This window comes from Frigoribacterium sp. CFBP 8766 (assembly GCF_014841435.1).
Classification (GTDB): domain Bacteria; phylum Actinomycetota; class Actinomycetes; order Actinomycetales; family Microbacteriaceae; genus Frigoribacterium.
In genome coordinates this window covers 539726-564600 of the sequence record NZ_JACYTX010000002.1, presented here as the reverse complement: position 1 = coordinate 564600, position 24875 = coordinate 539726, and the positions used below count along the sequence as shown (strand labels likewise).

Below are 24875 nucleotides of genomic sequence, written 5' to 3'. Positions count from 1 at the left end.
AGGGCGGCGGCGGCGAGCCGTCGCGGCGCGCTACGGGAGGACGACCACCTGGGCGCCGAACACGAGCCCCGCACCGAAGCCGATCTGCAGCGACAGGCCGCCACTGAGCTCGGGGTGCTCCTCGAGGAGGCGGTGGGTCGCGAGCGGGATGCTGGCGGCGGACGTGTTGCCGGTGGTCGCGATGTCGCGGGCGATGACGACCGTGTCCGGCAGGCCGAGCTGCTTGGCGAACTCGTCGACGATGCGCATGTTGGCCTGGTGCGGCACGAACGCGGCGAGCTGCTCGCTCGTGACGCCGGCCTGCTCGAGGGCCTGCTTCGCGACCTTGACCATCTCCCACACGGCCCAGCGGAAGACGGTCTGGCCCTCCTGGCGGAGGGTCGGCCAGGCGACCTCGCCGGCCCCGGCGCGGTACTCCTGCATCGTGTTCGTCATGCGGATGGCGTCCCACTTCGAGCCGTCGCTGCCCCACACGGTGGGGGCGATGCCGGGGGTGTCGCTCGCGCCGACGACCGCCGCGCCCGCCCCGTCGCCGAGGAGGAACGAGATGGTGCGGTCGGTCGGGTCGATGAAGTCGCTGAGCTTCTCGGCCCCGACGACGAGCACGTACTCGGCGAGGCCGGACTTCACGAAGGAGTCGGCCTGCGCGATGCCGTAGGCGTAGCCGGCGCAGGCGGCCGACATGTCGTAGGCGGCGGCCGGGTTCGCGCCGATCTTCTCGGCGAGCAGCGAGGCGACCGAGGGGGTCGCGACGCCGCCGCTGATGGTGGAGACGAGCACGACGCCGATCTGGTCGGGACGGATGCCGGCCTTGGCGATCGCCTCGTTCGCGGCGGCCTCGGCGAGGTCGACGACGTGCACCTCGGACGACGCCCGCACGCGCGTCACGACGCCGGTGCGCTGCTGGATCCACTCGTCGCTGGAGTCGATCGGCTCGACGATGTCGGCGTTCGGCACGACCTGGTCGCCCCGGGCGGCGCCGATCGCGAGGATGCGCGTGTACTCGGCGCCGTGCTGCTGCTTGAGCTGGGGGGTGGTCATTCTGCTCCCTCGAGGAGGTCGACGGCGGCCTGCAGGTCGTCGGGGGTCTTCACCGCGACGGAGGGGACTCCGCGCAGCGCGCGCTTGGCGAGGCCCGTCAGGGCACCCGCAGGGGCGAGCTCGACGATGCCGGTGACGCCGGCGTCGGCGAACGAGGTCATGACGGCGTCCCACCGGACGGGCGAGGACACCTGGCCGACGAGCAGCTCGACGAAGCGGCTGCCGGAGTCGACGGCGCTGCCGTCGTGGTTCGTCCAGAGCCGCAGGGTCGGGTCGGAGGCGGTGACCGAGGAGGCGGCGGTGCGGAGGCGCTCGACGGCCGGCTCCATGAAGCGGGTGTGGAACGCCCCGGCGACCTGCAGCGGCACGACCCGGCTCTTGGCGGGCGGCTCGGCCGCGAGGGCGGCGAGGGCCGCCAGCTCGCCGGCGACGACGACCTGCCCGCCGCCGTTGTGGTTGGCGGCGGTGAGCCCCAGGGCCTCGAGGCGGGCCGCCAGCTCGGCCTCGTCCCCGCCCAGGACGGCGCTCATGCCGGTCTCGACCCGCGACGCGGCCTCGGCCATGGCGCGGCCGCGCTCAGCGACCAGGCGGACGGCGTGGTCGTCGGTCAGCACGCCGGCGACCGCCGCCGCGGTGAACTCGCCGACGGAGTGGCCGGCGACGCCGCCGACCCGGCTGCGGTCGACGCGGGAGAAGAGGGCACGGGCCGTGAGCAGCCCGGCGGCGACGATGAGGGGCTGGGCCACCGCGGTGTCGCGGATGGTGTCGGCGTCGGACGTCGTCCCGTGGGCGACGAGGTCGACCCCGGCCGACTCCGACAGCGACTCGAGGAACTCGCGCTGGGCGCCGTCCTCCAGCCAGGGCTCGAGGAATCCGGGGGACTGGGAGCCCTGTCCGGGCGCTACGACGACGATCACTCGACCATCATGCCAACGACGTGTCCCGTCCGTGTGGAGCAACCCGACCAAAGATCGCCGGGGACACTGTGGATCACCACAGCCGTGACCTACAGCCGTGGCCGAAGCGGTCAGCGTCGTCGGGGCGACTGCCCGTCCGTGTCGGCGATCGACCCGAGGATCAGCGCCGACTGCAGCACGATGGCCTCCCGCGCGCCGGTGGCGTCCCAGCCGATCACGTCCGAGACGCGCTTGAGGCGGTAGCGGACCGTGTTGGGGTGCACGAACAGCTCGCGTGCCGTCGCCTCGAGCGACCGCCCGTTGTCGAGGTAGCACCACAGGGTCGTGAGCAGCTCGGTCGAGTGCGTCTTCAGCGGCTTGTAGATGCGGTTGACGAGGGTCGAGCGGGCGAGGGGGTCGCCGGCGAGGGCGCGTTCGGGGAGCAGGTCGTCGGCGAGCACCGGACGAGGCGCGTTCCGCCACGACCGTGCGACGGCGAAACCGGCGAGGGCCGCCTTGGCGCTCTGTGCTGCCTCGACGAGGCTCGGCACCTCGTGGCCGAGCACGAGGTGGCCGTCGCCGAATCCGGGCTCGAGGGCCGAGGCGATGTCGGTGAACGGGGGCTGCGACGTCGAGACTCCGTTCTCGTCGGTCTCCTGCTCGGCTCGGCCGATGACCAGCACCAGCCGGCTGCCCTGCACGCCGATCAGGACGTCGGCGTCGAGGTGCCGCGCTGTGCGGCGGAGCTGGTCGACGTCGAGCATGCGCGGGGCCGTGCCGACGAGCACGGACACCTCGCCGTGGCCGTGCCAGCCGAGCGCGGCGATGCGGCTCGGCAGCTCGTCGTCGTACTCGCCCCGCAGGATCGAGTCGACCACGAGGGCCTCGAGCCGGGCGTCCCAGAGACCCCGCGCCTCGGCGGCCCGGGCGTAGACGTCGGCCGAGGCGAACGCGATCTCCCTCGAGTACAGGAGGATCGCCTCCCGCAGGCTGTCGTCGCCGTCCTTGACGCGTTCTTCGACCACCTCGACCGTCACCCGGATCAGCTGCAGCGTCTGCTGCAGGCTGATCGAACGGAGCAGCTCGCGAGGGGCCGCGCCGAACACGTCGGCGGCGATCCACGGCGTCGACCGGGGGTCGTCGAACCAGCTGATGAAGGAGGTGATGCCCGCCTGGGCGACGAGCCCCACCGCCGACCGGCGGCCGGGCGGCATGTCGCCGTACCAGGGCAGCGTCTCCTCCAGCCGCTTGATGGTCGCCGTCGACAACTCCCCGGACACCGTCCGCAGCCACGCGAGCGTTCGCTCCTTCGTGGCCGCGGACGGCTCCATCGGCGAGGCCGGGACCCGCTCGGCGCTCACGCGGTCGTCAGCTCTCCCCGCCGGCGGTGCCGCTGGTGCCGGCCGTCACGTCGTGCAGCTGGTAGCGGTCGATCGCCTGCTGGACGACGCTGCGGTCGACGTCGCCACGACGGGCGAGCGCCTGCAGCGTGCGGACCACCATGGAGGGGCCGTCGATCTTGAAGAACCGACGTGCCGCCGCGCGGGTGTCCGAGAAGCCGAAGCCGTCGGCGCCGAGCGTCAGGTAGTCGCCGGGCACGTACTCGCGGATCTGGTCGGGCACGGCCGCCATGAAGTCGGACGTCGCGATGACCGGCCCCTCGGAGCCCTGGAGCTTCTCGGTGACGTAGGGCGTGCGGGGCTCGGCGCTCGGGTTGAGGAAGTTGTGCTCCTCGGCCTCGAGACCGTCGCGGCGCAGCTCGTTCCACGAGGTGACGCTCCACACGTCGGCGGCCACGTTCCAGTCGTCGGCGAGCAGCTGCTGGGCCTCGAGGGCCCAGCGCACGCCGACGCCAGAGGCGAGCAGCTGGGCACGAGGCCCAAGGTTCTCGGCGGACCTCAGCTTGTAGATGCCGCGCACGACGCCGTCGACGTCGAGGTCGTCCGGCTCGACGGGCTGCTGCATCGGCTCGTTGTAGACGGTGATGTAGAACATGACGTTCGGGTCGTCGTGCGACGGGGTGCCGTCGTCGTTCTTCCCGTACATGCGGTCCATGCCCGCCTTGACGATGTGCCCGAGCTCGTAGCCGTACGCCGGGTCGTACGAGACGACGGCGGGGTTGGTCGAGGCGAGCAGCAACGAGTGGCCGTCCGCGTGCTGCAGGCCCTCGCCGGTCAGCGTCGTGCGGCCCGCCGTGGCGCCGATGATGAACCCGCGGGCCATCTGGTCGCCCGCGGCCCACATGGCGTCGCCGGTGCGCTGGAAGCCGAACATCGAGTAGAAGACGTAGACCGGGATGAGCGGCTCGCCCTGCGTCGAGTACGACGTGCCCACGGCGGTGAAGGCCGCGAAGGCGCCGGCCTCGTTGATGCCGACGTGCAGGAGCTGGCCCTGGGGGCTCTCCTTGTAGGCCAGCAGCAGCTCGCGGTCGACGGACGTGTAGTGCTGCCCGTTGGGGTTGTAGATCTTCGACGTCGGGAAGTACGCGTCCATGCCGAAGGTGCGGGCCTCGTCCGGGATGATCGGGACGATGCGGTGGCCGAAGTCGGGGGAGCGCAGCAGGTCCTTGAGCAGACGGGCGAAGGCCATCGTGGTGGCCACCTCCTGCTTGCCCGAGCCCTTGCGGACGACGTCGTAGGACTTCGCCTCGGGCACCGCGATCTCGGTGTACTTGCTGCGACGCTCGGGAACGTAGCCGCCGAGCGCGCGTCGGCGCTCGTGCAGGTACTGGATCGCCTCGTCGCCGTCGCCCGGGTGGTAGTAGGGCGGCAGGTACGGGTCCTCGTCGAGCTGGGCGTCGCTGATCGGGATGCGCATCTCGTCGCGGAACTGCTTGAGGTTGTCGAGCGTGAGCTTCTTCATCTGGTGGGTCGCGTTGCGGCCCTCGAAGGCCGGGCCGAGGCCGTAGCCCTTGACTGTCTTCGCGAGGATGACGGTGGGCTGGCCCTTGTGCTCGGAGGCGGCCTTGAAGGCGGCGTAGACCTTCTTGTAGTCGTGGCCGCCGCGCTTGAGGTTCCAGACCTGGTCGTCGGTGAAGTCCTTCACGAGCTCGAGGGCGCGCGGGTCGCGGCCGAAGAAGTTCTCGCGGACGTAGGCGCCGCTCTCGGCCTTGTAGGTCTGGAAGTCGCCGTCGGGCGTCGTGTTCATCAGGTTGAGCAGAGCGCCCTCGGTGTCGCGGGCGAGCAGGTCGTCCCACTCGCGGCCCCAGACGACCTTGATGACGTTCCAGCCGGCGCCGCGGAAGAAGCTCTCGAGCTCCTGGATGATCTTGCCGTTGCCGCGGACCGGGCCGTCGAGGCGCTGCAGGTTGCAGTTGATCACGAAGTTGAGGTTGTCGAGGCCCTCGTTCGCCGCGACCTGGAGCTGGCCGCGGCTCTCGACCTCGTCCATCTCGCCGTCGCCGAGGAACGCCCAGACCTGCTGGTCGGAAGCATCCCTGATGCCGCGGTTGGTGAGGTACTTGGCGACCTGCGCCTGGTAGATCGCGTTGATCGGCCCGAGGCCCATCGACACGGTCGGGAACTGCCAGAACTGCGGCATGAGCCGGGGGTGCGGGTACGAGCTGAGGCCGCCGGTGTGGTGCGACTTCTCCTGGCGGAAGCCGTCGAGCTGGTCGGTGCCGAGGCGGCCCTCGAGGAACGCGCGGGCGTACATGCCGGGGGAGGCGTGCCCCTGGAAGAAGACCTGGTCGCCGCCGCCCGCGTGGTCCTGGCCGCGGAAGAAGTGGTTGTAGCCGACCTCGTAGAGGGCGGCCGACGAGGCGTAGGTCGAGATGTGGCCGCCGACCGAGACGCCGGGGCGCTGGGCGCGGTGCACCGTGACGGCCGCGTTCCAGCGGATCCAGCGGCGGTAGCGGCGCTCGAGCTCTTCGTCGCCGGGGAACTCCGGCTCGTCCTCGGGGGCGATGGTGTTCACGTAGTCGGTCTTCGGGACCATCGGCACGCCGAGGTGCAGCTCGCTCGAGCGAGACAGCAGGCTCTTCATGATCTGACGTGCGCGTTCGTGGCCCTGCGCCGCGACGAGGGAGTCGAGCGACTCCCTCCACTCGGCGGTCTCCTCGGGATCCTGGTCGGTCGTGTCGACCGTGTACGGATCCTGATCGTTTACCGTCACCCTTGACCTCTATCACTCGTGTGTGGTGGACAACAGCCGCCGCCCCACGGGGGCGCACGGCGGTCAGCTCGACGCGGCTCGGGTCCCGGGTCGTCGTCGCGCACTGACCTGGCGAGTCTAGTTGGCTCCGCCGACGGAGGCTCGGCACGCCCTGGGAGAACGTCCTCGCGCGCAGCCGTCAGAGGCGTAACATCGCTCCTCGTGTTGACGTCGGTCGCCCGGACCGGCGCGGAAGGAACGTGCTCATGGCGCTGGAGAACGACATCCAGGCTCCCGACTTCGATCTGCCGAACCAGTTCGGCGAGCACGTGCGCCTGGCGGACTACCGCGGCGTGCGCCCCGTCGCCCTCGTCTTCTTCCCGCTGGCCTTCTCCAGCACCTGCACCGCCGAGCTCTGCACGCTCCGCGACAACCTGGCGATGTTCCAGGACGCCCGCGTCGAGCTGATCGGCATCTCCGTCGACTCGAAGGCGACCCTGCGGGCCTTCGCCGAGGAGGAGGGCTACGACTTCACCCTCCTGGCCGACTTCTGGCCCCACGGCGAGGTGTCGAAGGAGTACGGCGTCTTCCTCGAGCACAAGGGCTTCGCCACCCGCGCGACGTTCCTCATCGACGTCGACGGCGTCATCCGCGAGCACTTCCTCACCGAGCCCGGCCAGGCACGCTCGCTGGCCGACTACCGCGCCGCGCTCGACCAGCTCACGTCCGTCCCGGCCTGACTCGCCGGCAGGGCCGCCCAGCAGGAGGCGCCGGCCGGGTCTGCTTCGCGATAACCTGTCTCCTGCTCGCCCGGCCCGCCCGGAGCGAGGGCCTTTAGCTCAGTTGGTAGAGCGCCACGTTTACACCGTGGATGTCATCGGTTCGAGCCCGGTAGGGCCCACCGTAGAAGTTGCCGGTCAGAAGCAAGTCTTTGCGAAAGCAATGCCTTGTGTGCCGTTGGACAAGTCTCCTCGTGTTGGTGAAGGACGATCCACTGTCCTACGTCTTGGACGCCGATCGCATCGCGCTTGAGAGGACCCTCGCTCAGATCGTGGGTCTGGCTCTCGGCTTCCGCTGGTCAGTTCGGCCGAATGAGCTGCGGGCCGTGTCCCGGAGAGACAGAGCTCTGTAAGACCAGCGCTGCTGCTCCGATCGCGGCTGAGTCTCTCGGGTTGGTGGCCAACTCGACTCGGACGCCGTGCGATTGCCGCGCGAATGCGCTCTCCATGAGACGTTCTCGGACGGCCCGGGCGTACACGGAACCCGCGACCGCGATGCTCGGACCGGAGAGCACGAGCCGGTCGACGTCGAGGACGTTGACGAACGACACGACGGCGGCGGCGAGATAGCGCGCGGACGTCGCGATCAAGCTCTCGGCGACAGGGTGCCCGCCCACAGCAGCGCGAGCTAGACGGTCGAAGTCTTGGGTAACGGTGTGATCCTCGAAGGCGAGTCCGAGGCCGGTCAAGCGTCCTGACTGCTCACGGGCTTGATGCAGGACGGCGGCGGGCGCCGCATAACGTTCCACGCATCCTCGGTTGCCGCAGAAGCAAGGCTCGCCGTCGAGGTCAACGGACGTGTGCCCGAGCTCGCCAGCGTTCGAGCTCGCACCGCGATACAGGGCCCCGTCGATGATGATGCCGGCGCCGAGGCCCGTGCCCATGTATATGCCGGCGAAGGTCTCGGTGCGGGGGACACGACGCGTCCAGAACTCGCCCACGGCCGCGGCCGCGGCATCGTTGTCGATCAACACGGGCACGTCGAGACGCTCGGACAGCCTGTCCCGGAGCGAGAAGCCCTCCCAGCGACGCAGCGTCGGAGATCGGAGGATGGCGCCATGGTCGGCCGAGAGTGGGCCGGGGGCGACGACCGCGACACCGGCGATCGACGCACGGGGGATGCCCGCGGCATCGACGAACGCGTCGAACTGCGCCACGAGCCGGTCGGTGACCTTCTCTGGCGAATCGAGCGATGCCCCGTCGACGAGCTGACGTGCGACGATACCGCCGCCGGCGCCCGTGGCGACGAAGGTCATCGACTCGTAGCCGAGCTGGACGCCGACGGCGTAGAGGGCGCCTGGGTTGATCTCGACGAGGGTCCGGGGCTTGCCGCCGCCGGAGGCGACCCGTCCGCTCTCGCGGACGATTCCCTCGGCGAGCAACCTGCGGACGATGTTGGAGATGCTCGGCTGGGTGAGACCCGTGGTCGAGGTCAGCTCGACCCTGCTGATCGGGCCGGACGAGCGGATGACGTCGACGACGAGTGCCCTGCTGCCCGGCCCGGACGCGGAAGACTCGGGTCTGGCCACGTCGTCCTCCGCACCTCGGGCGAGCCCTTGTGTCGTGCTGGCCCGCGTCGGTGACACGATAGCGGTCACGAGAGAGCGCCCGGCACCATGATCGGGGCCGAGGAGGACGAGGCCATGCGAGACGCGACCCTGACCGATAGCGACCATCCGTCGCAACTCCCGCGGCCGATCGGCCTGACCCTGGTGCGTCCCAGCGAGATCTACGGGGCCGAGCCGTACTTCCACGAGCTCACCGCCGGCCTCGACCGTGTCGTTCGACCACGGGGGCACGCAGTCCTGCTCCGGGTCCTTCCCGACCGGGAGACCGAAGTCGACCTGTGCCGCCGGTGGTCGGCCGGGGGCGTCGTGGACGCCGTCGTGCTCGTCGACCTGGGTGTGGACGACCCGCGGGTGTCCTTGGTCGCCGAGCTCGAACTGCCCGCGATCTCGGTCTCATCGCCCGCCATCTCGAGTGGGCTCCCCGCCGTCTGGACGAACGACGACGTCGCCGTCGAGGAGGCGGTGGATGCGCTGGCCTTGCTGGGCCACGTCCGTCTCGCCCACGTCAGCGGACCGCTGCGCCTCGCCCACTCCGTCGCCCGCCGGGACACCTTCGTCGCGATCTGCGACGATCGGGGGCTGATCGCGGCGACGGTGACGGGCGACTACTCGTTCGAGTCGGGCGAGCGAGCCCTGTCGGCGCTCCTCGACGCACAGGTCGACTCTGACGACCAGATCGTCGAGGGCGCCCCGGCTGTTCCGACCGCGGTGGTCTTCGACAACGACCTCATGGCGCTCGGCGGGCTCGCCGAGGCGCAACGCCGTGGTCTCAGCGTGCCCGGCGACCTTTCGATCGTCGCGTGGGACGACTCGGCCCAGTGCCAGCTCTCTGAGCCTCCGCTCTCCGCCCTCAGCCACGACGTCCAGCGCATCGGCGAGATGGTGGGCGAGACGGTGCTGGCCGTTCTCGACGGCCAGAGACCGCCCACCCTCGAGGCGCCTCCCATCGTCTTCGTGCCCCGGGCGACGACCGGCCCGCCGGCTCGCTGACGTCCCCGAGAGCGGACGCTCCTTGCCCGCCATGGCCGTTTCGGCGGCATCACACTTCATAAATTAATAATCAAAGTCTTGACACGGCGTAATGATGCAGACGAAGCTGAGGCACCCGACAAGCTCGCACCCGCCGAGACCTGCCGGACAGAACGGCCGAGGCACCTCGCCGGCACCCACGAACGAAGGAGTTCGAACGCATGAAGAAGACAGCACTCATGGGCATGGCGATGGTCTCGCTCACCGCGATCAGCCTCAGCGGCTGCTCGTCGGCGTCCAACGACGACGGGGACCCCTCGGGCGAGATCACCGTGCTCACCAACCGCACCGACCTCGTCGACACGACCTTCGCCGACTACGCGAAGACGTTCGAGGACAAGTACCCGGGCACGAGCGTGAAGTTCGAGGCGCTGACCGACTACGAGGGCGACGTCAAGATCCGCCTGAACTCGAAGGACTACGGCGACGCGCTGCTCATCCCCAGCTCGAACGTCACGAAGGACCAGTACTCGAGCTTCTTCGAGCCCCTCGGCACGGTGGACGAGATGAGCGAGAAGTACCGCTTCGTCGACGCAGGCGCGTACGACGGTCAGGTCTACGGCATCTCGACCTTCGGCTCCGCCATGGGCATGGTCGTCAACAAGAAGGTCTGGGCCGACGCCGGCGTCACCGAGGCCCCGACGACACAGGAGGAGTACCTCACCGACCTGCAGGCCATCCGCGACAAGACCGACGCCGACCCGTACTACACGAACTACGCCGACGGCTGGCCGCTGGCGACCATCGAGGGCAACCTCGGCGCCACCCAGGGTCCCGAGGTCCGCATGGAGATGGCCGAGGACGACGCCCCTTGGACGGAGGGCACCGACCAGTACAAGATCGACGACCTGCTCTTCCAGACCGTGGAGGCCGGCCTCAGCGAGGCCGACCCGACCACGACCAACTGGGAGGAGTCCAAGAACCTCCTCGCCCAGGGCAAGATCGGCTCGATGGTCCTCGGCTCCTGGGCCGTCAGCCAGATGCAGGACGCCGCCGAGGCCGCCGGTGCCTCCCGCGACGACATCGGCTTCTGGCCGATGCCCTGGCAGGTCGACGGCCAGTTCACCTCGGTGACGGCCAGCGACAAGGTCCTCGGCGTCAGCAAGAACAGCGACAACAAAGCGACCGCGAAGGCCTGGGTCGACTGGTTCACGAACGAGTCCGGCTACGCCGAGAGCCAGGGAGCCATCAGCCCCGTCAAGAGCGACCCCGAGCCTGACACCCTCTCGGACTTCACCGCCCTCGACGTCCAGTACCTCGAGCTGGCTCCCGACCCGGTCGGCAAGGAGGCGCTGCTCACCGACATCGCCAACGAGGCGGAGATCGACATCTTCGGCAACACCTACCGTCAGAAGCTGATCGACACCGCCCGCGGCGCCGCCGACGGCGACGAGGACTCGTTCTTCTCCGACCTCAACGACCGCTGGGCCGCAGCGCAGGAGAAGGTCTCCGAATGACCCAGCTCGCCTCGCCTCCCGAGGTCGCGGCGACCGTCACCGACGGCGGCCGGCGCCGGGGCACCCGCCCCGGCGCCGGCCCGGCCGGGCGCGTGGGCCGGCGCGGCCTGCGCGCCACCCCGTGGCTGTTCCTCGTCGTGCCGCTGGCGTTCCTTCTTCTCCTGACCTACGTGCCGGTCGCGAACCTGCTCTGGTACAGCGTCACCGACTGGGACGGCCTGTCGCCGGTCAAGGAGTTCGTCGGCCCCGAGAACTTCGTCGAGATCTTCACCCGGCCCGAGATCTTCCAGGTCTTCTTCGTCAGCCTCTTCTACCTGGCCGGCGCCATCGCCCAGCTCGTCCTGGCCCTGTACTTCGCGACCCTCCTCAGCTTCACGACCCGCTTCTCGAACCTGTTCAAGGGGATCATCTTCTTCCCGTACCTCATCAACGGGGTCGCGATCGGCCTCGTCTTCCTCTACTTCTTCCGTCCCGGCGGCACCCTCGACGCCCTCGCCGCCCTGGTCGGCGTCGAGAACACCCCGCAGTGGCTCGGCGACCCCGGGGTCGTCAACACCTCGCTCGCCGCCACGAGCGTCTGGCGCTACATGGGCCTGAACTTCGTGCTCTTCCTGGGCGCGATCCAATCGGTCCCGTCCGAGCAGTACGAGGCGGCCGACCTCGACGGCGCGACGTCGTGGCACAAGTTCCTCTACATCATCGTGCCCAGCATCCGACGCATCCTCGGCCTGTCGTTCATCCTCGCGATCGCCGGCGCCCTCTCCGCGTTCGAGATGCCCTACATCATGACCGGAGGCGCCAACGGGTCGGAGACGTTCGTCATCCAGACCGTCGACACCGCGTTCCGCTTCTCGAAAGTGGGCCTCGCCTCCGCCATGGCCGTGGTCCTGCTCGTCATCGTGCTCGTCATCACCGCGGTGCAGCGGCTGCTGTTCCCCGACGAGAAGAAGGAGGACGCCTCGTGACCACCACCGCGTCGCTCACCCGTTCGCGCACGCTCGCCCGCACCGGGACGACCGTCAAGTACGTCAGCCTCCTGCTCGCGTGCCTCGCGGCCCTCGTCCCGCTCGTCACCATCGTCATGCTCGCCTTCAAGACGGACGAGGAGTATCGGACCTCGACCCCGCTCACCCCGCCCGGCAACTGGCTCAACCTCGACAACTTCGTCACCGCCTTCACCCAGGGCGGCATGCTGATGGGCTTCGTCAACACGGGGATCATCCTCGTCGTGTCCGTCGTCGGGACCATCCTGATCGGCACGATGGCCGCCTACGCCATCGACCGGTTCCGCTTCCGCGGCCGGAAGCTCGTGCTCGGGGGGTTCCTGCTCGCGACCCTCGTGCCGTCGGTCACGACGCAGGTCGCCACCTTCCAGGTGATCAGCGCCCTCGACCTCTTCAACACCCGGGGCGCGGCGATCCTCATCTTCATGGGGACCGACATCGTCGCGATCTACATCTTCCTGCAGTTCATGCAGTCGATCCCCGTCTCGCTCGACGAGGCCGCGATGCTCGACGGCGCGAGCCGCTTCACCGTCTACTGGCGGATCGTCCTGCCCCTGCTCAAGCCGGCCATCGCGACGGTGGTCATCATCAAGGGCATCGCGGTCTACAACGAGTTCTACATCCCGTTCCTCTACATGCCCTCACAGGACCTCGGCGTCATCTCGACCTCCCTGTTCCGCTTCATGGGCCCCTTCGGCGCGCAGTGGGAGGTCATCGCGGCCGGGACGCTGCTCGTGATCGTCCCCACCCTCGTCGCCTTCCTCTTCCTCCAGCGATACATCTACAACGGCCTCACGGCAGGAGCCACCAAGTGACCACCACCTTCCCCACCACCGCGACCGAGACCCGCCGCCCGCTGCACGACGGCTGGTCCGTCCGCTCGACCGGCGGCCCGGTGCCCGCCGAGATCGCCGCGGCGACCGTCCCCGCGACGGTGCCCGGCCTCGTCCACACGGACCTCCTCGCCGCCGGCCTCATCCCCGACCCCTACCTCGACCGCAACGAGCAGAAGGTCACCTGGATCGGCGAGAGCGACTGGGAGTACCGCACCACGTTCACGTGGGGTCCCGACGGCCACGACCGCCACGACCTCGTGTTCGAGGGCCTCGACACCGTCGCCACGGTCACCCTCAACGGCACCGAGCTGGCACGCACCGTCAACCAGCACCGCACCTACCGCCTCCCGGCCGACGGTGTGCTCGTCGACGGCGACAACGACCTCGTCGTCCACTTCGCCTCGCCCGTCGCCTACGCCGACCAGGCCAGCCTCGACATCGGCTACCGGCCGCACACCTACTTCCACCCCTTCAACGCCATCCGCAAGGCGGCCTGCAACTTCGGCTGGGACTGGGGCCTCGACGCCGCCTCCTCGGGCATCCACAAGCCCGTGACCCTGCACTCCTGGTCGGGCGCCCGCGTCGACAGCGTCCGCCCCGTCGTGACGACCGACGGAGGCGCGGGCCACGTCCGCGCCCATGTCACGATCGAGAGGTCGGCCGGGTCCGACGCCGCGGTGACCGTCTCCGGCTCCGTGACGAGCCCCGACGGAGCCGAGGCAGACACGGCCAGCGTCGACGTCTCCCCGGGCGCGACCGAGGCCGTCGTCGACCTCGACGTCGCCGACGTCGCGCTCTGGTGGCCCCGCGGTCACGGCGACGCCGTCCTCTACGACCTCGCCGTCGACCTCGGCGTCGACGACCGGCCCGCCGCCGCCTGGTCGACCCGCATCGGCTTCCGCACGGTCGTCGTCGAACTCGAGCCCGACTCCGAGGGCACCAGCTTCCGGGTCGTCGTCAACGGCCAGCCGGTCTGGACCAGGGGCGCGAACTGGATCCCCGACGACGCCTTCGTCACCCGCGTCACCCGCGACCGCGTCGCCGCCCGCCTCGACCAGGCCGAGTTCGCGAACATGAACCTGCTGCGCGTCTGGGGCGGCGGCTACTACGAGTCCGACGACTTCTACGAGCTGTGCGACGAACGCGGCATCATGACCTGGCAGGACTTCCTCTTCGCCTGCGCCTCCTACGCCGAGGAGGAGCCGCTCCGCGGCGAGGTCGAGGCCGAGGTCCGCGACAACGTGACGCGCCTGATGTCCCACCCGAGCCTCGTGCTCTGGAACGGCAACAACGAGAACATCTGGGGCTTCGAGGAATGGGGCTGGGAGAAGCGCCTCCAGGGTCGCACGTGGGGCCTCGGCTACTACCTCGACCTGCTGCCACGACTCGTCGCCGAACTCGACCCCGAGCGGTCCTACACGCCGGGCAGCCCCTGGTCGGGCGACCCCGGACGACCGGCGAACGAGATCGAGCACGGCTCGGTGCACCTCTGGGAGCTGTGGAACCGCGTCGACTACCCGCACTACCGCGACACCGTGCCCCGTTTCGTCGCCGAGTTCGGCTGGCAGGGCCCCGCGACCTGGTCCACGATCCAGCAGTCGATCTCCGACTCGCCCCTGACGCCCGAGTCGCCCGGCATGATCTGGCACCAGAAGGCGACCGACGGCAACGACAAGCTGACCGACGGCCTCGTCGCGCATCTCCCGCTGCCCGACGACACCGAGGACTGGCACTGGGCGATGTCGCTGAACCAGGCCCACGCCGTCGCCTTCGCCATCGAGCACTGGCGGTCGTGGAGCCCCACCACGATGGGCTCGATCGTCTGGCAGCTGAACGACTGCTGGCCCGTCACCTCCTGGGCAGCCGTCGACGGCTACGGACGCGCCAAGCCGCTGCTCTACGCCCTCAAGCACGTCTACGCCGACCGCCTCGTCACGATCCAGCCGCGCGGCGACGACCTCGCCGCCGCCGTCTCGAACGACTCGCCCGAGGCGTGGGAGGCGCAGGTCGTCCTCCAGAGGCTCTCCTACGAGGGCGAGGTGCTCGCCTCCGCGACGGTCGACCTGGCGCTCGACGCCCGCACCACCACCACGGTCGCGATCCCCGCCGAGGTCGCCGCCTTCGGCGATCCGGCCCGCGAGCTGATGGTCGCCACGGTCGGCGCCGAGCGGGGGCTGTGGTTCCCGGTCGAACAGCGTGACTCGGCCCTGACCGCCGCCGACCTGACGACGGCCGTCACCGCGGTCGACGGCGGCTACGACGTCGTGGTGACCAGCGCCTCCTTGGCTCGCGACGTGACGCTGCTCGTCGACAAGGTCGACGTGCACGCCGTCGTCGACGACATGATGGTCACCCTGCTGCCCGGGGAGTCCGTGACGTTCCGCGTGAGCATCGATGCCGACCTCACCCCCGAGCAGCTGACCTCGGCGAGCGTGCTCCGCACGTCGAACCAGCTCGTCGTCGACTGGGCCTGACGATGTCGAGGCTCGCCCTGGCAGTCGACCTCGGCGGCACCAAGGTCGAGGCTGCCCTCGTCGACGACGACGGCCGGATCGTCGGGGGCAGCCGAGTGCGCGCCGCCACGGGCGCGGCGGCCTCGCGGGTAGAGCTGCGGGGTGCCGTCGGCACCGTGGTCGGCGGTGCCCTGGCCGCCCTCCCGGCCGGCGGCGAGCTGGTGGGTGCTGGCATCGGGTCGGCCGGCCCCGTCGACCTCGTCGCGGGCACGGTGAGCCCGAAGAACCTGCCCGTCCTCGCCGGGTTCGACCTGCGCCGAGAAGTCGAGGACCGCCTCCAGGCCCTGCCGGTCCGGCTTCGCCTGGACGGCACCTGCATCGCTCTCGCCGAGCACTGGCTCGGAGCGACGGCCGGGCTCGCGAACACGATGTCCATGGTGGTCTCGACGGGGGTCGGCGGTGGGCTGATCGTCGGCGGCGCCCTGGTGTCGGGCAGGACGGGGAACGCCGGACACATCGGCCAGATCCACGTCGCCGGCTTCGGAGGGGAAGCAGGCGAGGCCGACTCGACCACGCTCGAGGCCGTCGCGTCCGGGACGAACGCCGTGCGCTGGGCCCGGAGCCACGGCTGGTCCGGGACCTCGGGGGAGGACCTCGCCCTGTCGTGCGCCGACGGGGAGCCGACCGCCCTGGCGGCCGTCCACCGATCCGCCGCCGCCGTCGGCCAGGCGATCGCCGGCACGACCACGCTGCTCGACCTGGACGCCGTCGCCGTCGGCGGCGGCTTCGCGGGGGTCGTGCCCGACTACGTCGACCTGGTGCGCCACGGGGCTCGTCGAGCCACCGTGCTCCCCTACGCCACCGAGGTGCTCATCGTCCCGGCAGCCCTCGGATCCGCCGCTCCCTTGCTGGGAGCCGCCGCACTCGTCCACCGCCCCGACATGGTCGACCCGAACCGGGTCGACACACGGCGGCTGGTCAGCACCACCTGACACCGGGCGGCCCGAACGGGGCGCCCTGATCACCGCACAGCCGAAGGAGCCTGAGCGCCGATGACGACACCGACCGCCACCAGCGTCCCCAGCCACGACCATCCGTCCCGCACGACCCCGAGACCGACACGGAGGCGGTCGATCCGAGTGTGTGCCGTGGTCGCCACGGGCGTCCTGCTCGGCTCGCTCGCACCCCTGACGCCACACCAGGCGGAGGCCGCGTCCGCCGCGCCCCGCGCCGAGTGGACGACCCAGAACACCGAGTTCGTCACCCGGGACGCGTCACGCCTCCAACTCGGGGGAGAGACCTTCCGGGCCAGCGGGGCCAACATCTACTGGCTCGGCCTCGACGAGAACGTCGGCGGGGTCGACTACCCCACCTTCTTCCGCATCAAGGACACCCTCGACTCGGCCCACCGAGCCGGCATCACCGTCGTCCGCTCGCACATGGGCACCTCGACGGCCCAGGACGACGCGAACACGCTCGCGCTGATGCCGAGCCTGGGCGAGTACGACGACGACGCCTTCGCCACGATCGACTTCGCCGTCGCCTACGCCGGGTCGCTCGGCATGCGGCTCATCCTGCCGCTCACCGACGAGTGGGAGTACTACCACGGCGGCCACCGCGACTTCACGACGCCCCTGGGCCTCGAGTCCGCCGACTTCTACACCGACCCTCGGGCCATCGACGCCTACCAGGACTACGTCGACCACGTCGTCGGGCGGACCAACGCGCTGACCGGCGTCCCCTACGCCGAGGACCCGACCATCATGGCCTGGGAACTCGGCAACGAACTCGAGGGCATGACCCTCCCGTGGATCGACGAACAGGTCGCCCACATCAAGCGACAGGCCCCGTCCCAGCTCGTCGCCGCCGGCCGACGGTTCGACATCGACCCCGACACCCTCGCCGCGACCGCGCTCGACATCGTCGACGTCCACTACTACCCGCCGACGGCCGCCCGCGTCTCAGCCGATGCCGCGACCGTCACCGCCGCCGGGAAGGTCTACATCGCCGGCGAGTACGCCTCGACGGCGGCGACGCCCGCGCTGTTGAGCCCGCTCGCCCAGGACCCGGCCGTCTCCGGGATGTTCGTCTGGTCGCTGTTCGGCCACGACGACCGCGCCGGCCTCGTGCCCCACGACGACGGGTTCACCTTCAACCTGCCCGGAGGGACGCCGTCCGAGGAGTCTCGGGCCGAGGCGATCCGCCAGTACGCCCGCGACATCGGCGTCGTGCTGCCCGCCCTGCCTCTCGAGACCCCGATCGTGACGAGCGTGCAGCGAGCCCAGGGCATCTCGACCATCACCTGGCGCGGGACCGCCGGCGCAGCCGGATACGTCGTCGAGCGACAGGTCGACGACCAGCCGTGGACGACCGTCACCGAGGAGGCACTGGGCGCGTCAGCCGGGACCGTCACCGACATCGAGTCCCCGGCCGGCGCCTCCTACCGGGTCCGGGCACTCGACGGCGCGGGGACGACCGGACCCGCGTCCGATGTCGTCCACCCGGACGGCGGCGATGTGCTCGTCGACCCCGTGCAGGACTGGCGCCTCTCGTCCGAACATGACGGCGTGACGGTCGCGGCCGACCCTGACGGAGGATCCGTCATCGCGACGGACGGCACATCCGGCACGGTGGCCTGGCAGCACGCCGGGCTCACCCGTGCCGAGTTCCAGGTAGACGAGCCGGGCGCCGCCCGCATCGAGACCAGCGCGGACGGCAGCACGTGGGTGCCCGCCGCCACGGTCGTCACCGACGAGGGCTCGGTCGTCGCCGACGGCCTAGCCGACGACCACGTCCGCGTCGTGTTGACCGGAGACGCGCACCTCACGCGGGCCACCCTGCGGTCCGCGGCCGTCGACCCCACCACGGCGCCCGGCGCGTTCTCGCTCCAGGCGCCCCTCGACGAGACGACGGGCACCACCTCGACGCCGGACTTCGCCTGGACGGCCGCGACCGATGCCGCCTACTACCGCTTCGCGCTCACGAACGCTGAGGGCACCGTCGTGGCCTCGGCCGACGGTCTCACGGGCACGTCGTACCGGCCCGACGTCACGCTCGTGCCCGGCACGACCTACCGGTGGTCGGTCGAGGCCGTGAACGGCGTCGGCACCACGACGTCGGTGCCCACGACGGCGTCCTTCGCCACGCGTCCGCTCCCCACGGAGGCGCTCGGCGTGGAGGACTTCGAGGAGTACGCCGACGACGCCGCCCTCACCAGCACCTACGTGCGCAACACCGGCGGCGGAGCCGTCACGTCCACCCTCGGCGAGAACCCGTCCACGGGCTCCCAGGCAGGACAGTTCGCCTACGACCTCGCGGGCCCCGGCTACGCGGGCGTCGTCCGCACCCTCGCCGAGCCGCAGGACTGGTGGGGCTACACCGGCCTCTCGCTCTCGCTGCGTGCCCCCGCCGGTGACGACGTGACGGTACAGATCGTGGCGGGCGGGTCGTACTTCGAGACCACCCTCGCGGTCGAGGGGGAGGGCTGGCAGCAGATCGACGTGCCCTTCAGCGCGTTCGCGCCGCCTGCCTGGGCGGGCGACGCCGTCCTCGACCCGTCGACCGTGACGCAGCTCGCGTTCTACCTCGGCGGCGACGGTGCTGGCGAGCTGCTCGTGGACGACGTCGTCACGATGGTCGACCCTGCCGCGGTCGTACCTGCAGATCCGGGCACGCCGAGCACGCCCGGTACGCCGGGCAGCGGTGCCGGGCCGGCAGGTCCGGAGTCCGGTGCAGGAGGCGCGGTGCCCGTCAGCGGGACCGGCACCGTCCCGGCCTCCGCGACCACCGCCTCCACAGGTCTCGCCTTCACCGGCTCGACCTCGACCACGGCGCTCGCCCTGGCCGCCCTGGCATCGGTCATCGCCGGTGCCGTCGCACTCCGGGCCGCACGACGACGTCGGCTCGCATCGACGACCACCTCGGTGGTCGAGCGAGGAGAAGCATCATGACCACACGTCCGAAGCACACCGCCCTCGGGGCCGGCATGGCGTTCCTCCTGGCGGGGATCCTCGCCGTGGGCGCACCCGCGGCGACCCCGGCGGAGGCGTTCAGCCCGACCGGCAAGAGCACGGTGATGAACTACCTGGCGAGCATCAAGGGCCAGAAGACCATCAGCGGGCAGCACAACAAGGAGCCCGCCGGGCAGCCGAGCCAGTACACACAGCGCGTCAAGGACATCACCGGGGTCTACCCGGCGCTCTGGGGCGGGGACTTCCTCTTCGCCGCCTCTGACGTGGCGAACCGGCAGCGTGTCGTCGACCAGGCGAAGACGGAGTGGAAGAACGGGGCGCTCGTCTCGCTGACGTGGCACGTCTGCCCACCGACGGTCGGGTCGTCGTGTTCGTGGAACGACGTCAACGCGAACCTCACCGACGCGCAGTGGTCGCAGCTGACCACGAATGGGACGACGTTGAACGCGGCGTGGAAGTCACGACTCGACGAGGTCGTCCCCTACCTGCAGCAGCTGAAGGATGCGGGCGTGCCCGCCGTCTTCCGTCCGCTGCACGAGATGAACGAGCAGTGGGCCTGGTGGGGCGGACGTTCGGGATCGGCCGGCTCCGCGAAGCTCTACCAGATCACCCGCGACTACCTGGCCGGCACGAAGGGCATGACGAACCTGGTCTGGGCCTGGAACGTGCAGGACAACCCGGCCGGCGGACTGGCCGGCTACTACCCGGGCAGCTCGTACGTCGACGTCGTCACCCTGGACGCCTGGTACAAGACCTTCCCGAGTGCAGCCGAATACCAGACGATGCAATCGATCGCGGCAGGGAAGCCGATCGCCCTGGGCGAGGTCGGCAAGATGCCCACGTCGGCGCACCTGGCCGCGCAGCCGAACTGGACGTGGTTCATGCACTGGTCGGAGCAGCTCGAGTCCGCGAACACACAACAGGCGATCAAGGACACCTACGCGGACCCCCGCGTCCTGCACCAGGGAGACATCGCCATTCCCTAGCTCGGACGAGCCCGGCACGGGGCAGAGGAGGGGTGCCGTCGCGCGACGTGCCGGCACCCCTTCTCCTCATCCGGCTCCGGCGCGCTCCATGCCCTCGACGAGAGCTCGAGCTCGCCGACGACGGGGTGGTTCAGCTTCTCGGAGCCGGTGCAGCGGCAGCTGACATCGTGCGCCGCCCAGCGAGGGCGCTCTCGGAGACGCGCGGGCCCAGGAGGGAGGTCCCTGAAGTACCCGTCAGACAGGCACTGTCAAGGCGTGTCAGGCGGCCCGGGAACCGAGTTGTGTCGGGTGCGCAGGTCACCAGGGCCCGCTCGTCTGTGAGGAACCATCGTGCTCGGTCTCGAGATCGTCGTCGTGCTCGGCGCCGCCGTGCTCATCTGCAGCGGCCTGGCGAGCCGTCTGCACGTCGCCCCGCCGATCCTGTTGCTCGCGAGCGGGATCCTGCTCGGCTTCGTGCCTGCCCTGCGCGAGGTGCAGCTGCCGCCCGAGGTCGTGCTCTTCCTCTTCCTCCCGGCGCTGCTGTTCTGGGAGAGCCTCACGACGTCGCTGCGCGAGATCCGGGCGAACCTCCGGGGCATCGTGCTGACGAGCACGGTGCTCGTCGTGGCGACGGCGGCCGCGGTGGCGACCGTCGCGCACCTCCTCGGCATGCCGTGGGGTCCCGCCTGGGTGCTCGGCGCGGCCGTCGCCCCGACCGACGCGACCGCCGTCGGTGCCTTCACGAGGTCGCTGCCGCGGCGCACGGTGACGACGCTGCGCGCCGAGAGCCTGGTGAACGACGGCACCGCGCTCGTCATCTACGGGCTGGCGGTGGCGGTCGTCGTGGGGGAGGACGAGGCGACGCCCCTGCGCATCAGCTGGCTCGTCCTGCTCGCCTACGGGGGAGGTGCGCTCATCGGGCTGGCACTGGCCTGGGCGGTGAAGCGCGTCCGGGCACGCCTGGACGACCCGCTGCAGGAGACGGTGATCACCATCCTGACCCCGTTCGTCGCCTACCTCGTCGCCGAGTCGGTCGAGTCGTCCGGCGTCCTGGCGGTCGTCATCGCGGGCCTGGCGCTGAGCCAGGCGGCACCGCGACGGGACCGCGCCGCGACCCGGCGCCAGTCGGACGCGTTCTGGAGCCTGTCGACGTTCTTGCTCAACGCCTCCTTGTTCGTGCTCGTGGGGCTCGAGCTGCAGACGGCGGTGCGGGGCCTGGACGGGCGTCTCGTCGCCACCGGCGTCCTGTCGGTCGTCGTCATCAGCGTCACGCTGATCGTCGTCCGCATCGTCTTCCTGTTCACGGCGGCGTACACGATCCGGGCCGTCGACCGGCGGCCGCAGCAGCGCCTGCGGCGGGTGAGCGACCGGGCACGGGTCCTCAGCGGGCTCTCCGGGTTCCGCGGCGCGGTCTCGCTCGCGGCGGCGCTCGGCGTGCCGCTCGTGCTCACGACCGGGAACGACTTCCCCGACCGCGACATGATCGTCTTCGTGACGTCCGGCGTCATCGTCGTGACCCTGGTCGTGCAGGGGCTGCTGCTGCCCGCCGTCGTCCGCTGGGCGTCGCTGCCCGAGGACACCGGCGTCGTCGAGGAGCGCCGTCTCGCCGAGACCACCGCAGCCGAGGAGGCGCTGGACGCCCTCGCCGAGGTCGCCCGCGACCTCGAGGTGGACCAGGAGGTCGAGGACCGTGCCCGCGAGGAGCAGGAGGCGCACCTGCGCGTCGTCGAGGCCGGCGACGTCTCGGCCGAGGACGACGACGACGTGCGCCGCGACCAGCAGTACCGGGAGCTGCGGCTCGAGCTGCTGCACCGCAAGCGCGGCACCGTCGTCCGCCTCCGTGACGAGGGGCGGATCGACGACACGGTGCTGCGCCAGGTGCAGGCGAGGCTCGACGCCGAGGAGGTGCGGCTCGCCCCGGGCGAGCTGTCCGACTAGGACACGGTGAGCCACGTCGGGCCGTGCACGGCCTCGACGGCTCCGCGCGACCGGTCGGGCCGATGTACGAAGAACGAGTGGCGACGCGCGGCCGCGCCGGAGAGACCGCCTCCCCGGCAGGTTCAGCCGGCACCTGACTCGGCCGGGAACTCCCCGGATCACCAGGCGCGGCGGGCGGCGAAGGGGGGAGGTGGGGTCGGGGTACAGGCGCATCCCCCTCTTTGGGGACACGCGTGCCCTTACCGCCCTGGCGACCCGTCGGTACCGTCACGTCATCGGCACCGTGCCGACCCTCGCGAGTCCCTCCCCGACCGGCACCACCGGGGGCTCCCGAGGCGCGACCCGAGAGACCTCCCGACATGTCCCGAACGATCAGCCGCGCCCGCTGGACGCGCCGTGCCCGCTGGGCAGCCCTGCCCGTCGCCGTGATCGCCTCCGGCGCGATCATCTCGACCGCCTCGTACTCGGCGTTCTCCGCCACCACGTCGAACCCGACCAGCAACTGGTCGACCGGCACCGTCCAGCTCACGGACGACGACTCCGACGTCGCCCTGTTCTCGGCGTCGGGCCTGAAGCCGGGCGACACGGGGAGCAAGTGCATGACGGTCACGTCCAAGGGCACCCTGCCGTCGGCGGTCAGGCTCTACGGCACCTCGGCCACGACGACGAACTCGCTCTCGTCCTACCTCGACCTGCGCATCGTGCAGGGCACCGGCGGGTCTAGCGCCTCGTGCGACGGGTTCACGCCTGCGACCCAGGACCCCCAGGTCTGGTCGGGCACGCTCGCGGACTTCGCGAGCCAGCGCACCGGCTACGCGACCGGTGCGCCGACCTGGTCGCCGTCGGGCACCGCCCCCGAGTCCCGCTCGTTCCAGTTCACGTACACGCTGAGCTCGGCCACGCCGAACACCGGGCAGGACTCCCGCGCCGCCCTCGCCTTCACCTGGGAGGCCCAGACCCGCTGACCGCCGGTCGACCCCGGTCGACCACCCGGAGCGGGAGCCCTGTCATGACCACGACCACCACGCCGCCGCACGAGCGCACCGCCCTCTCCTTCTGGGGTGCCCTGTGCGTCGCGACGTGTGCGCGGGTGGTCCTCACGACGGCGGTGTGCCTCCTCCTCTGGGCGGCCGTGCCGGCCCTCTGGGGCTGGTCGCCGACCACCGTCGTCTCGGGGTCGATGGCGCCGACGATCGTCGCGGGCGACGTCGTCGTGGCGATGCCCCTCGGTGCCGACGAGCTCGTCCCTGGGCAGGTCCTGCTCGTGGACGACCCCGACCGACCGGGCGAGCTGCGGCTGCACCGGCTGGTCGAGAGCACCGCCGACGGGCTCCGGCTGCAGGGCGACGCCAACGCGACGGCCGACTCGAGCCCGGTCCCTGTCGAGGACGTCCACGGCGTGGGCGTCCTGCTCGTGCCCGCGGTCGGCTCCCCGATGCTCTGGCACGGCGGCGACCGCGTGGTCGGCGGCCTGCTGGCGTCGCTGGTCGTGCTGGCGCTGATCGCCCTGACACGGCTCGAGCCGAGGGGCGACGAGGAGGTGGTCGACCCGCTCGGCCCGTCCCGCCATCGTGCGCGCGCCCCCGTGACCACAGGGGCCTGGGCAGCCAGGGCGTCGGGGACGGCGCTCGCCGTCGTCGGCAGCGTCGCCGTCCTGCTGCTCGTGGTGGGCTCGAGCCACTCCGCGTTCGCCGGCACGACCTCGACGGCGAGCAGCCTCGCCACCTCCCGTTTCGCCTGCCTCGACCGCCCGGTGGCCGCGCAGGCGCACTTCGCGTACCAGTACAACGACGGCGTCGGGACGTCGCTGCGGGACAGCAGCGGCAACGGGCGCGCGGGCACGCTCACCCAGGGGGCGGTGATCCAGAGCGGGAGCTGTGCGTCGAACCCGAGCCCGTGGCTGTCGCTCGACGGGGTGACCGGGCAGGTCACGACGCCCGAGCGGCTGAGGGCGCCCCAGGTCTTCTCGATCGAGACGTGGTTCCGGACGACGACGACAGCCGGGGGGAAGCTCGTCGGCTTCGGCAACAGCCAGGCGGGCGCCTCGACCCAGTACGACCGGCACCTCTACCTCACGAACCGGGGCACGCTCGTCTTCGGCGTGTACAGCGGTCAGCAGTACACGATGTCGAGCACCGCCTCCTACGCCGACGGGGCGTGGCACCTCGCCACCGTCACCCTCGACGGGTCCGGCATGGCCATGTACGTGGACGGGGCGCAGGTGGCGTCCTCGCCGCAGGCCTCGGCAGAGAACTTCTTCGGCTGGTGGCGGATCGGCTACGACACGGTGGGGGGAGTGTGGCCGGAGGCGCCGTCCAGTCCGCACTACCGAGGCGATCTCGAGAACACCGCGGTCTACGACGTCGCCCTGACGGCGGCCGACGTGGCTGCCCGCCACGCCGCCGGGCGCTGAGCGGGCTCACCACCACGGGGCGAGGGGCCGGGACGTCCGTGACGGCCCGGCGCACCCCCGCGACGGCAGCGGTCGTCGCCTAGCGGCGGGCGGCGCTGCGGCGTCCCGAGACGGCGACCCAGATCGCGAGGACGACGATCGCGCCGATGATCGAGCCGATGATGCCGGCGGGCTGGAAGAAGCCGTCGGTCGGGTCGTGCTGGAACAGCAGGAAGCCGAGGAACCCGCCGACGAACGAGCCGATGACGCCGAGGAGGATCGTCATGGCGATCGAGAGGCTCTGACGCCCGGGGACGACCGCTCGGGCGATGAACCCTGCGATGAGGCCGATGACGAGCAGGCTGATGATGAGACCGATCATGGTGTTCTCCTTCCGGGAGAGGTGCGCGACGGGCACCGTCGGTGCCGTGGAGTCGCGCAGCTCAGCAGACCA

Annotated in this window: 19 protein-coding genes and 1 tRNA gene; 13 read left to right on the top strand and 7 right to left on the bottom strand. The window is 70.8% G+C overall.

Going from position 1 to position 24875, the window contains the following annotated elements; genetic code table 11:
* Positions 1-30: 30 nt before the first annotated feature.
* The 4 genes from IFT90_RS08430 to aceE all read right to left on the bottom strand — a co-directional run bounded on the left by IFT90_RS08430 (position 31) and on the right by aceE (position 6050).
* Complete coding sequence (locus IFT90_RS08430; RefSeq protein WP_192041801.1) at positions 31-1041, bottom strand: beta-ketoacyl-ACP synthase III; 1011 nt, start codon at positions 1039-1041, stop codon at positions 31-33.
* A complete protein-coding gene (locus IFT90_RS08425) occupies positions 1038-1958 on the bottom strand; it encodes an acyltransferase domain-containing protein (RefSeq protein WP_192041800.1) in 921 nt (306 codons plus the stop codon). The genes IFT90_RS08430 and IFT90_RS08425 overlap by 4 nt, the downstream gene beginning before the upstream one ends.
* A 110-nt stretch (positions 1959-2068) precedes the next feature.
* Positions 2069-3268: a CdaR family transcriptional regulator gene (locus tag IFT90_RS08420; RefSeq protein ID WP_192042326.1), complete on the bottom strand. Its 1200-nt coding sequence runs from the start codon at positions 3266-3268 to the stop codon at positions 2069-2071.
* Between the two features lie 37 nt (positions 3269-3305).
* Entirely contained in the window at positions 3306-6050 is a 2745-nt protein-coding gene (gene aceE / locus IFT90_RS08415) for a pyruvate dehydrogenase (acetyl-transferring), homodimeric type (protein WP_192041799.1), read from the bottom strand.
* Between the two features lie 245 nt (positions 6051-6295).
* Between aceE and IFT90_RS08410 the strand changes: the two genes are divergently transcribed.
* On the top strand, positions 6296-6769 hold the full coding sequence (locus tag IFT90_RS08410) for a peroxiredoxin (RefSeq protein WP_123546080.1): 474 nt from the start codon (positions 6296-6298) through the stop codon (positions 6767-6769).
* Positions 6770-6857: 88 nt separating this feature from the next.
* A tRNA-Val gene (locus IFT90_RS08405) sits at positions 6858-6930 on the top strand.
* A 177-nt stretch (positions 6931-7107) separates the two neighbouring features.
* On the opposite strand, the gene IFT90_RS08400 is transcribed toward IFT90_RS08405, so the two are convergent.
* Positions 7108-8190 carry an ROK family protein gene (locus IFT90_RS08400; protein WP_199861746.1) on the bottom strand — a complete coding sequence of 361 codons (1083 nt, stop codon included), beginning with the start codon at positions 8188-8190 and terminating at the stop codon, positions 7108-7110.
* Positions 8191-8451: 261 nt separating this feature from the next.
* Between IFT90_RS08400 and IFT90_RS08395 the strand changes: the two genes are divergently transcribed.
* The 8 genes from IFT90_RS08395 to IFT90_RS08360 all read left to right on the top strand — a co-directional run bounded on the left by IFT90_RS08395 (position 8452) and on the right by IFT90_RS08360 (position 20112).
* Positions 8452-9366 (top strand): LacI family DNA-binding transcriptional regulator, encoded by a 915-nt coding sequence (locus IFT90_RS08395; RefSeq protein WP_192041798.1) that lies wholly within the window; start codon positions 8452-8454, stop codon positions 9364-9366.
* Positions 9367-9566: 200 nt separating this feature from the next.
* Entirely contained in the window at positions 9567-10862 is a 1296-nt protein-coding gene (locus tag IFT90_RS08390) for an ABC transporter substrate-binding protein (protein WP_192041797.1), read from the top strand.
* Positions 10859-11827, top strand: coding sequence for a carbohydrate ABC transporter permease (locus IFT90_RS08385; protein WP_192041796.1), 969 nt, complete (start codon positions 10859-10861; stop codon positions 11825-11827). Before IFT90_RS08390 ends, IFT90_RS08385 begins: the two co-directional genes overlap by 4 nt.
* Positions 11824-12681 carry a carbohydrate ABC transporter permease gene (locus tag IFT90_RS08380; RefSeq protein WP_371740887.1) on the top strand — a complete coding sequence of 286 codons (858 nt, stop codon included), beginning with the start codon at positions 11824-11826 and terminating at the stop codon, positions 12679-12681. Before IFT90_RS08385 ends, IFT90_RS08380 begins: the two co-directional genes overlap by 4 nt.
* Positions 12678-15176: a glycoside hydrolase family 2 protein gene (locus IFT90_RS08375; protein ID WP_192041795.1), complete on the top strand. Its 2499-nt coding sequence runs from the start codon at positions 12678-12680 to the stop codon at positions 15174-15176. Before IFT90_RS08380 ends, IFT90_RS08375 begins: the two co-directional genes overlap by 4 nt.
* 2 nt (positions 15177-15178) lie before the next feature.
* Complete coding sequence (locus tag IFT90_RS08370; RefSeq protein ID WP_192041794.1) at positions 15179-16147, top strand: ROK family protein; 969 nt, start codon at positions 15179-15181, stop codon at positions 16145-16147.
* A gap of 156 nt (positions 16148-16303) precedes the next feature.
* Positions 16304-19105, top strand: coding sequence for a carbohydrate binding domain-containing protein (locus tag IFT90_RS08365; protein WP_192041793.1), 2802 nt, complete (start codon positions 16304-16306; stop codon positions 19103-19105).
* Entirely contained in the window at positions 19102-20112 is a 1011-nt protein-coding gene (locus IFT90_RS08360; RefSeq protein WP_192041792.1) for a glycosyl hydrolase, read from the top strand. Before IFT90_RS08365 ends, IFT90_RS08360 begins: the two co-directional genes overlap by 4 nt.
* Here IFT90_RS08360 and IFT90_RS17525 read toward each other — a convergent pair.
* Positions 20109-20354 (bottom strand): hypothetical protein, encoded by a 246-nt coding sequence (locus IFT90_RS17525; protein ID WP_371740962.1) that lies wholly within the window; start codon positions 20352-20354, stop codon positions 20109-20111. The two genes, IFT90_RS08360 and IFT90_RS17525, sit on opposite strands and share 4 nt — an antisense overlap.
* 88 nt (positions 20355-20442) lie before the next feature.
* Between IFT90_RS17525 and IFT90_RS08355 the strand changes: the two genes are divergently transcribed.
* From IFT90_RS08355 to IFT90_RS08345, 3 genes are all read left to right on the top strand, one after another.
* Complete coding sequence (locus tag IFT90_RS08355; RefSeq protein WP_192041791.1) at positions 20443-22029, top strand: Na+/H+ antiporter; 1587 nt, start codon at positions 20443-20445, stop codon at positions 22027-22029.
* A 359-nt stretch (positions 22030-22388) separates the two neighbouring features.
* Positions 22389-22994, top strand: a complete 606-nt coding sequence (locus IFT90_RS08350; protein ID WP_192041790.1) for a hypothetical protein — start codon at positions 22389-22391, stop codon at positions 22992-22994.
* A gap of 44 nt (positions 22995-23038) precedes the next feature.
* Positions 23039-24442, top strand: coding sequence for a LamG-like jellyroll fold domain-containing protein (locus IFT90_RS08345; RefSeq protein WP_192041789.1), 1404 nt, complete (start codon positions 23039-23041; stop codon positions 24440-24442).
* A gap of 79 nt (positions 24443-24521) precedes the next feature.
* Here the strand turns inward: IFT90_RS08345 and IFT90_RS08340 are convergent, their stop codons facing one another.
* Positions 24522-24803, bottom strand: coding sequence for a GlsB/YeaQ/YmgE family stress response membrane protein (locus tag IFT90_RS08340; RefSeq protein ID WP_123546074.1), 282 nt, complete (start codon positions 24801-24803; stop codon positions 24522-24524).
* Positions 24804-24875: the final 72 nt, after the last annotated feature.

Excerpts from the sequence above, each read along its gene's own strand:
- IFT90_RS08395 (WP_192041798.1), top strand. The coding sequence starts at position 8,452 with ATGCGAGACGCGACCCTGACCGATAGCGACCATCCGTCGCAACTCCCG.
- IFT90_RS08360 (WP_192041792.1), top strand. The coding sequence starts at position 19,102 with ATGACCACACGTCCGAAGCACACCGCCCTCGGGGCCGGCATGGCGTTC.
- IFT90_RS08420 (WP_192042326.1), bottom strand. The coding sequence starts at position 3,268 with ATGGAGCCGTCCGCGGCCACGAAGGAGCGAACGCTCGCGTGGCTGCGG.
- IFT90_RS08340 (WP_123546074.1), bottom strand. The coding sequence starts at position 24,803 with ATGATCGGTCTCATCATCAGCCTGCTCGTCATCGGCCTCATCGCAGGG.
- IFT90_RS08410 (WP_123546080.1), top strand. The coding sequence starts at position 6,296 with ATGGCGCTGGAGAACGACATCCAGGCTCCCGACTTCGATCTGCCGAAC.
- IFT90_RS08430 (WP_192041801.1), bottom strand. The coding sequence starts at position 1,041 with ATGACCACCCCCCAGCTCAAGCAGCAGCACGGCGCCGAGTACACGCGC.
- IFT90_RS08345 (WP_192041789.1), top strand. The coding sequence starts at position 23,039 with ATGACCACGACCACCACGCCGCCGCACGAGCGCACCGCCCTCTCCTTC.
- IFT90_RS08390 (WP_192041797.1), top strand. The coding sequence starts at position 9,567 with ATGAAGAAGACAGCACTCATGGGCATGGCGATGGTCTCGCTCACCGCG.
- IFT90_RS08350 (WP_192041790.1), top strand. The coding sequence starts at position 22,389 with ATGTCCCGAACGATCAGCCGCGCCCGCTGGACGCGCCGTGCCCGCTGG.
- IFT90_RS08385 (WP_192041796.1), top strand. The coding sequence starts at position 10,859 with ATGACCCAGCTCGCCTCGCCTCCCGAGGTCGCGGCGACCGTCACCGAC.
- IFT90_RS08370 (WP_192041794.1), top strand. The coding sequence starts at position 15,179 with ATGTCGAGGCTCGCCCTGGCAGTCGACCTCGGCGGCACCAAGGTCGAG.